This is a genomic window from Streptomyces sp. MnatMP-M17 (genome assembly GCF_900091995.1).
Classification (GTDB): domain Bacteria; phylum Actinomycetota; class Actinomycetes; order Streptomycetales; family Streptomycetaceae; genus Streptomyces.
The window spans coordinates 1-7,949 of the sequence record NZ_FMDK01000432.1 but is presented as its reverse complement, the minus strand read 5'-3'; the positions used below and the strand labels follow the sequence as shown (position 1 = coordinate 7,949).

Annotated in this window: 6 protein-coding genes and 1 pseudogene; 2 read left to right on the top strand and 5 right to left on the bottom strand. The window is 68.7% G+C overall.

All coding sequences use genetic code 11. The features are described 5' to 3' along the window. From GA0115259_RS19675 to GA0115259_RS19660, 4 genes and pseudogenes are all read right to left on the bottom strand, one after another. Positions 1 to 599: pseudogene (locus tag GA0115259_RS19675) on the bottom strand (hypothetical protein); the annotation flags it as partial. Positions 600 to 764: 165 nt separating this feature from the next. Next, positions 765 to 1,754: an ABC transporter substrate-binding protein gene (locus tag GA0115259_RS19670; protein WP_093598757.1), complete on the bottom strand. Its 990-nt coding sequence runs from the start codon at positions 1,752 to 1,754 to the stop codon at positions 765 to 767. 38 nt (positions 1,755 to 1,792) lie between these two features. Next, a complete protein-coding gene (locus GA0115259_RS19665; RefSeq protein WP_093598754.1) occupies positions 1,793 to 2,548 on the bottom strand; it encodes an ABC transporter permease in 756 nt (251 codons plus the stop codon). Positions 2,549 to 2,550: 2 nt separating this feature from the next. Beyond that, complete coding sequence (locus tag GA0115259_RS19660) at positions 2,551 to 3,276, bottom strand: ABC transporter permease (RefSeq protein ID WP_093598760.1); 726 nt, start codon at positions 3,274 to 3,276, stop codon at positions 2,551 to 2,553. Between the two features lie 169 nt (positions 3,277 to 3,445). Here GA0115259_RS19660 and GA0115259_RS19655 point away from each other — a divergent pair, with 169 nt between their 5' ends. Beyond that, the gene (locus tag GA0115259_RS19655; RefSeq protein ID WP_093598751.1) at positions 3,446 to 4,621 is read left to right on the top strand and encodes an ABC transporter ATP-binding protein; all 1,176 of its coding nucleotides are present in this window, start codon (positions 3,446 to 3,448) and stop codon (positions 4,619 to 4,621) included. On the opposite strand, the gene GA0115259_RS19650 is transcribed toward GA0115259_RS19655, so the two are convergent. Beyond that, the gene (locus GA0115259_RS19650; protein WP_093598748.1) at positions 4,608 to 5,720 is read right to left on the bottom strand and encodes an alpha/beta hydrolase; all 1,113 of its coding nucleotides are present in this window, start codon (positions 5,718 to 5,720) and stop codon (positions 4,608 to 4,610) included. The two genes, GA0115259_RS19655 and GA0115259_RS19650, sit on opposite strands and share 14 nt — an antisense overlap. A 147-nt stretch (positions 5,721 to 5,867) precedes the next feature. On the opposite strand from GA0115259_RS19650, the gene GA0115259_RS19645 reads away from it, so the two are divergent. Then, complete coding sequence (locus tag GA0115259_RS19645; RefSeq protein WP_093598745.1) at positions 5,868 to 7,784, top strand: phosphatidylglycerol lysyltransferase domain-containing protein; 1,917 nt, start codon at positions 5,868 to 5,870, stop codon at positions 7,782 to 7,784. The last annotated feature ends 165 nt before the right edge of the window (positions 7,785 to 7,949 follow it).

Here is a 7,949-nt window from a genome sequence, read left to right as displayed (position 1 = left end):
TCGCGGGCCGCCGCCGCGTCGGCCTCTTGCCTCGCCCGCTGGGCCGCGCCGTTGCGCGACAGCTCGTCCAGAGCCCGCGCCGCGCTGAGATACGCCGCCGCGATGGACGTACCGCCCGCCGCCGGCAGGGCCTTGGGCGCGACCGCCGCCTCGATGGCGAGCTGACGCCGGCCTTCCAGCGCGGTGGCGCGTTCGGTCTCCGCCGTGGCGTACCGGCGCAGCAGCGCCGCGTGCTCACCGCGCAGCTTGGCCAGCTCGACCCGCTTGGAGCGCAGCTTGGCCTCCAGCTTGAGACGCAGCTCGCGCGCCTCCTCGACATCGGCCTCCAGCTCGGCCGTGCGCTCCTCGGTCCGCCACTGGTCGCTCTCCCGCGCGCGCGTCAGCTCGGCGACCCGGCGGCCGGCGGAGCGGTCCCAGCCGCGCATCAGGACCGCGCCGCTGACGGCCGCGGCGGCTGTGGCCACAACCAGACCGCGAAGCACCACGGGCTCTGTGAAGAACCAGGTGCCCGCGGCGCAGAGAACCGCGGCTCCGGCGACCGCCGACGGCGGCAGAAGCTTGTGGAGAGGTGGGGAATGGCGGTGGCGTCCACGTGGCATGGCCTGAAATTTACCGTGTGCGGAGACGGATTGGGGGGCCGGTCGAACAATCGGCCCAACCGCGTTTACGCGGAGGGCCGATCCCTTTCCCCTCTTTCCTCTACAGAACTCCGTTTTGCCTGCCGTCACTTACCTCCCGGCGGCCTCGCGACCGCCGTTCCGCGGCTACTTCTTGACCAGACCTTTGGACTCCAGATACTCCTTGGCGACATCCTCCGGCTTCGCGCGCTCGGCATCGACCTTGAGGTTCAACTGCGCGAGATCGTCGGTCGTCAGCGCGGCGGTCAGCTTGCTCAGGACATCGGCTATCTCCTGTGAACCAGCGTCCTTGGCATTGACCACCGGCAGTACGTTGTCGGCGTTCTGGAGCTTCTTGTCGTCCTCCAGCACGACCAGTCCGAAACTGTCGAGCGTGCCGTCGGTGGTGGAGCTGAGAACCACCTGGTCCACACCGTCCTTGACGGCCTGCTTGGACTGCGGAGTGCCGACGCCCTTGGGATCGATCCCGGCGACATCGATGCCGTACGTCTTCTTCAGGCCCGGCGCGCAGAACGGCCGCACCTCGCACTCGTCGCCCGCCGCGATCTTCACTTTGATCTTGGACTTTCCAAGATCGGAAAGAGTCTTGAGGCTGTTCTTCTCGGCGAATTCCTTGGTGACCGCGAAGGCATTCTGGTCGACGGCCTGGCCGACCGGCAGCACCTTCAGTCCGAGCGGCTCGGCGAGCTTCTCCAGCTCGGCGACGGTGGCGTCCGCGTCGCTGGAGGCGAGCGGCTTCGCCAGGGCCGCGTCGGCGCCGTTCACCTTGGCGTTGAGGAATTCCGTGATCGTCGCCGCGTATTCCGGAACGACGTCGATCTCGCCCTTCTCCAGGGACGGTTCGTACAGCTCACGGTTCTTCACCGTGGTCACGGAGGTCGAGTAGCCGGCATCGCCCAGGATCTGGGCGTACAGCTCCGCCAGCACCTTGGACTCCGTGAAGGCCGCCGCGCCGATGACGAGCGAGCCCTTCTTCCCGGAGCCGGAGCCGGCATCGGCCGTGGAGCCGGAGCCCGCCTTGTCGTTCTCCAGGCTGTCGCCGCCGCATGCGGCGAGCGATGTGGTCAGAGCCACCGCTCCCAGTACCGCACCCGCGATGCGCGAGGTCTTGCTCATGAGGTTCACCATTCTCCAAGAAGCCTTGAGGTCGGTCGTCACGCGGTCGTGCGGGACGGAGTCCTGTCGCCGGAGGATCGGGACGGTCCGGCGGGCCCGGAAGGTCCGGCCGGTCCTGAGGGTCCGGTGGCGACGGACGGAGCCGGGTCGATCACCCGGTCCAGTGCCACCAGCACGCCTTCGACAAGCAGCGCGAGCAGCGCGACGAGGAGCGCGCCCGCGACCACCTGCGGGGTGTTGTACGTGTTGAAACCGGCGGTGATGATCCGGCCGAGCCCGCCCTGACCGACCATCGCCGCGATGGTGGCGGTGGCCACCACCTGGACGGAGGCGGACCGCAGCCCGGTCATGATCAGCGGGTACGCGAGCGGCAGCTCCACCCGGGCGAAGAGCTGACGCCCGGACATCCCCATCCCCCGGGCGGCCTCGACAACCGCGCTGTCCACCTCCCGCATCCCGACATAGGCGTTGGTCAGCAGCGGCGGCACGGCGAAGAGCACCAGGGCGATGACCGTGGGCACCGAGCCCGCGTTGCGCAGCGGCGAGACCATGAACAGGGCGAGCACGGCGAAGACGGGAATCGCCCGGCCCACATTGGAGATATTGATCGCGAGCGCGCCGCCCTTGCCGATATGCCCGAGATACAGCGCCAGAGGCAGGGCTATCGCACAGGCCAGCGCCAGCGAGACGCCGCTGACATAGATGTGCTCCCCCAGCCGGTGCCACACACCGCTGTCGCCCTCCCAGTTGGCGCCGGTCGTCAGCCAGCTCCAGGCGTCTCCGAGAACACCCATGGTCAGCCCACCGCCTTGGCCGGCGAGCCGCCCGCATCGGCCGTGCGCGCCGGGCGCACCGTACGTATTCGGGTCCAGGGCGTCAGCAGCCGCTGCGCGCCGAGCAGCAGCAGATCGGCCACCACCGCCAGCAGCACACAGAGCACGGACGCCGTCAGCACCTGAGCCTTGAAGAAGCTCGGCAGCGCGTCCTCGATCAGATTGCCCAGACCGCCTCTGCCGACGATCGAACCGACCGTGGTCAGCGCGATCGTCGACACCGTGGCTATCCGGAGACCGGCCATCAGCGCGGGCAGCGCCAGCGGCAGCTCGACCTCCCAGAGCATCCGCCCAGGGCCGTATCCCATCCCGCGGGCCGCCTCCCGTGCCTCTTCGGGCACCGAATCCAGCCCCGCCATGATGTTCCGCACGAGAATGGTCAGTGAATAGAGCACCAGCCCGGTGATCACCAGACCGGCGGAGAGCCCGAAGACCGGAAGCAGCAGCGAGAACATCGCCAGCGAGGGAATCGTGTAGAGCAGAGTCGTCAGTCCCAGCACCGGTCCGGCGAAAGAGGGCCTGCTCCGCGCGAGCAGTGCCAGAGGAAAGGCCACCAGCAGTCCGATCACGACGGAAACAGCGGTGATCCACACATGCTGGACCGTGGCATCGATCAGCTCCTGACTGCGGGAGCGGAGATATTCCCCACAGATCCAGTCGTTCGCCGCCAGGCAGCTCTGCGTCTTCAAGCGTTCCACCTCCCCCGTCTGTCCGGCCTTGTCTGCTCGGCCCTGTCCATCCGAACGTATGGCTGGTTCCTACTGTCTGGCGACCCTATCCCCGACCACTGACATTCGCGGAAGCTCGCCACATTCCAGCAACATGGCCTTCACACAACACGCCGCACAATGGGGAACCATGATCCGATTCGAGCATGTCACCAAGCGGTACGCGGACGGCACCACCGCCGTCGACGACCTCTCCTTCGAGGTCTCCCAGGGCGAACTGATCACGCTCGTCGGACCTTCGGGCTGTGGCAAGACCACCACCATGAAAATGGTCAACCGGCTCATCGAACCGACCGAGGGACGGATATTCCTCGACGGGGACGACATATCAGCCATCGACCCGGTCCAGCTCAGGCGGCGTATCGGCTATGTCATCCAGCAGGTCGGCCTCTTCCCGCACAAGACGGTCCTGGAGAACACCGCGACCGTTCCGCATCTCCTCGGCTGGCAGCGCGCCAAGGGCCGCCGCCGCGCCGCCGAACTCCTCGATCTGGTCGGCCTCGATCCGTCCGTCTACGGCGACCGCTACCCGGAGCAGCTCTCCGGCGGCCAGCGCCAGCGCGTCGGTGTGGCCCGCGCCCTGGCCGCCGATCCGCCCGTCCTGCTGATGGACGAGCCGTTCGGCGCGGTCGATCCCGTCGTACGCGACCATCTCCAGAGCGAGTTCCTCAGGCTCCAGGCGGCCGTCCGCAAGACTGTGCTGTTCGTCACGCACGACATCGAGGAGGCCGTCCGTCTCGGCGACCGTATCGCCGTCTACGGACAGGGCAGGATCGAACAGTTCGACGCGCCTGCCGCCGTGCTCGGCACTCCCGCCACGCCGTATGTCGCGGACTTCGTCGGCGCCGACCGCGGTCTCAAGCGGCTCTCCGTCACGCCCATCGAGGAAGGCGATCTGGAGCAGCCGCCCGTCCTCCATCTCGACGATCCGCTCCGGCGTGCCGCGGCGAAGCTCGCCGAGGAGGGCGCGCGCTGGGCCGTCGTCCTGGACTCGAACGACAATCTGCATGGCTGGATCTCCACCGACCGGACCGGCTCGTCGGCGAGCGGGACCGTACGGGAACACGCCCGCCGGATGGACGCGTGGCTGCCGCTCGGCGCCTCGCTCAAGCAGGCGTTCGCCACGATGCTCCAGCACGACGCCGGATGGATCGCGGTCATCGACAAGGAGGAGACGGGACGTTTCCTCGGTGTCCTCACACCCGCGCGGCTGCACGAGGCGCTGCGCCGCTCCATCGACGCGGACGCGCAGGACATCCCCCGTACCGAGGTGGAGCTGGAGACGATCAGCCTCAGTCGGCGCTGAGCCGGCCGCTCATCCACTCCAGCGCCGACGGGATCTCCCTGCGCCAGGTGTTGAAGTTGTGCGCGCCGCTGTCGAGGATGATCGACGACACCTGCGCGGGCGGTCTGACCTTGCTGATGAACTCCCGGGTTGCCCGGAGATTGCGCTCGCCCTTCCGGGAACTGGTGACGAGCAGGGACGAGTTGCCCTGCGGGAGATGCTCCAGGCTCCAGAGCAGATCGGCCCGGTTCCTCAGCCGCTGGTCGCCGTGGAAGAGATCACCGGTGGTCGGATCCTCCGCCGCCTTGTAGTCCGCGGAGAGTCCCGCGCCCACCGAGTACCGCTCCGGATGGTGCAGAGCGATCTTCAGCGCGCAGTAGCCGCCAGTGGAGTTGCCGATGATGCCCCAGTTGCGCGGCTCGCTCTTGACGCGGTACGTCCGTGACACCGCCAGCGGCAGATCCCTGGCGAAGAAGGTCTCGGTCTGCGGACCGCCCGGCACATCCACGCATTCGGTGTCCCTCGGCGGCGCCACGGTGGGCCGCAGCATCACCAGGACCATCGGCTGCATCTTGTTCTTCCTGGCCAGCTCCCAGGCGGTCCTCGGATAGTTCAGTCCTTTGATCAGATTCTCCGCGACCCCGGGATAGCCGGTGAGCACCACCGTGGCCGGGAAGGACAGCCGCGAGAAGTGATGCTGGAAGTACTCGGGCGGCAGATAGACATACGCGGTGCTGTCGATCCCGGATCTCGGGCCGCCGATGGCGATCTTCTGGATCTGGCCGGCCACCGTGGGCTGCTTGCTGCCCGGCACGGGCGAGCGCTGGGTGTCCATCACGGTGATGTTCTTGCCGTTGCCCGCCCGGCCGACGACCGCTCCCAGCTCCTGCTCCTGGCCGAAGAGGTCCCGCCAGGAGCCGTAGAAGAGGAAGTACTGGTTCGCCACCAGTCCGACGGCCATGAAGAGCGTCACCTGAGTGGCGAACAGCAGACCCACACGGCCGAACACGGCACGCGGAGTACGCGCCGACAGCCGCGGCCACAGCCAGACCGTGGCGAAGAACAGCAGCACGGCCAGCAGGACGGCCAGGGCGAGGACTTTACGGCTGGTAAGACCCATGTCCACCGAGCTTTCTCCCGTGAGATTTTCCCGAACGCGGAGGAACCCTCCTCCCGAAAGCTCCGTCCTAGAGGGCGCGAAATGTCCGATGCCGCACAGAAGAGGCGGACACGGACACCACACTCTCTCGCGGAGCCACGGGAAGCGATGTCTGTGACGCTAGATGGGGACAAATCGGAATCGGCTCCGACTCGGCCGCGGCACACCCCGGCGATACCCGCCGATCGGCTGACGGGCCGTCCGCTCCACGACGCACCACGCCTGTTCCAGCGCGTACCACGGCTGTTCCGCCGTGCGCCACGGCTGTTCCGAGGCCCGCGTCCCGAGTCCGTTCCCGCGCATGTCGGCACGGCCTGCGCGTTCATCGGTCTCGTCGACATCGCCGCCGGAGTCTTCCCCCGCTTCCGCCACAGCAGGATGCACAGCTTCGCGGAGGTGCTCCCAGGAGCCCTCGGCCCGTTCGCCGCCGCGCTCTCCCTGAGCGTCGGCGTCCTTCTGCTGCTGCTCGCCCATGGCCTCAAACGGCGTAAGCGACGCGCCTGGCGGGCCGCCGTCGTGCTGCTGCCCGCGGGCGCCGTCTCCCAGTTCGGCTACCGGCACTCGCTCGTCGGCGCCCTGCTCCCGATCGTCCTGTTCACTCTTCTGCTGCGGCACCGAGGAGAGTTCGCGGCCCTGCCCGATCCGCGCAGCCGCTGGACGGCCCTGGCGAACTTCATCCTGATGGGTGCCGGCTCCATCGGCCTCGGACTGATCATCGTCAGTGCCCATCCGCACCGGACCCTGGGCAGTCCCGGTCTGACGGACCGCCTCGAACATGTGCTGTACGGCCTGTTCGGCATGCAGGGCCCCGTCGACTACACCGGCAGCGTCGACTGGACCGTCGGCTACTCGCTCGGCGCACTCGGCCTGCTCACCGCGCTCACCACCGGCTACTTCGCCTTCCGCCCGGAACATCCGGCCGCGCGTCTGACCGAGGAGGACGAAGAGCGGCTGCGCGCCCTGCTCGCGCGCCACGGCCACCGCGACTCCCTCGGCCATTTCGCGCTCCGCCGCGACAAGGGCGTCGTCTTCTCGCCCAGCGGCAAGGCCGCCGTCTGCTACCGCGTGGTCTCCGGAGTGATGCTCGCCAGCGGCGATCCCATCGGCGATGTCGAGGCCTGGCCGGGCGCCATCGAACGCTTCATGGACGAGGCCAAGGCCCACTCCTGGACGCCCGCGGTCATGGGATGCAGCGAGACCGGCGGCGAGGTCTGGACGCGGGAGACCGGACTCGACGCGCTGGAGCTGGGCGACGAGGCGGTGGTGGACGTACCGGATTTCTCCCTGCGCGGACGCGCCATGCGGAACGTACGCCAGATGGTCAAGCGCATCGAGCGCGTCGGCTACGAAACGCGGGTACGGCGCGTCCGTGATCTCTCCGAAGCGGAGCTGGCCCGGATCCGCGGCGCCGCCGACGACTGGCGCGGCACCGACACCGAGCGCGGCTTCTCCATGGCCCTCGGCCGGATCGGCGACCCGGCCGACGGCGACTCGGTGATCGCCACCGCGCACCGGCCGTACGGTCCCGACGCGCTCGCGCCAGGACCGTACGGCGATCTCCGGGCCGTCCTGCACTTCGTGCCCTGGGGTACGGACGGCATGTCCCTCGATCTGATGCGCCGCGACCGCACCGCCGACCCGGGCATGAACGAACTGCTGATCGTCGCCGCGCTGCGGGCCGCACCAGGACTGGGGGTGGCGCGCGTCTCCCTCAACTTCGCCATGTTCCGCTCGGCGCTCGCCCGCGGCGAGCGGCTCGGCGCGGGACCGGTGCTGCGCGGCTGGCGCGGTCTGCTCGTCTTTCTCTCCCGCTGGTTCCAGATCGAGTCGCTGTACCGCTTCAACGCTAAGTTCCAGCCGCGCTGGGAGCCTCGGTATGTCGTCTTCCGCTCCACCGGCGAGCTGCCCAGGATCGGCTTCGCCGCGATGCGGGCGGAAGGCTTTGTGACGATCGCCCTGCCACGCCATCTGCGCCATCTGAACCGCGACCGCCGCCGCCCGTGCGCCCACACCACTCCCGTCTGAACCTTCGCCCGGACCTTCGCCGCCCGAGCCTCCCGGGCCGGGGCCCGGGAAGATCCGCCGGGCACCCCCTAAGGGCTGTCCCGTAATCGCTGGTGGGTCAGCGCGCGGCGTCAGATGGAGGGGGTGCCTCCCGTGCCGTTCAGGCTACGGGGGAGCATCGCAAGG

Bases quoted from the DNA above. Each gene is read 5' to 3' on its own strand.
- GA0115259_RS19650 (WP_093598748.1), bottom strand. From the start codon at position 5,720: ATGGGTCTTACCAGCCGTAAAGTCCTCGCCCTGGCCGTCCTGCTGGCC.
- GA0115259_RS19655 (WP_093598751.1), top strand. From the start codon at position 3,446: ATGATCCGATTCGAGCATGTCACCAAGCGGTACGCGGACGGCACCACC.
- GA0115259_RS19665 (WP_093598754.1), bottom strand. From the start codon at position 2,548: ATGGGTGTTCTCGGAGACGCCTGGAGCTGGCTGACGACCGGCGCCAAC.
- GA0115259_RS19645 (WP_093598745.1), top strand. From the start codon at position 5,868: ATGTCTGTGACGCTAGATGGGGACAAATCGGAATCGGCTCCGACTCGG.
- GA0115259_RS19670 (WP_093598757.1), bottom strand. From the start codon at position 1,754: ATGAGCAAGACCTCGCGCATCGCGGGTGCGGTACTGGGAGCGGTGGCT.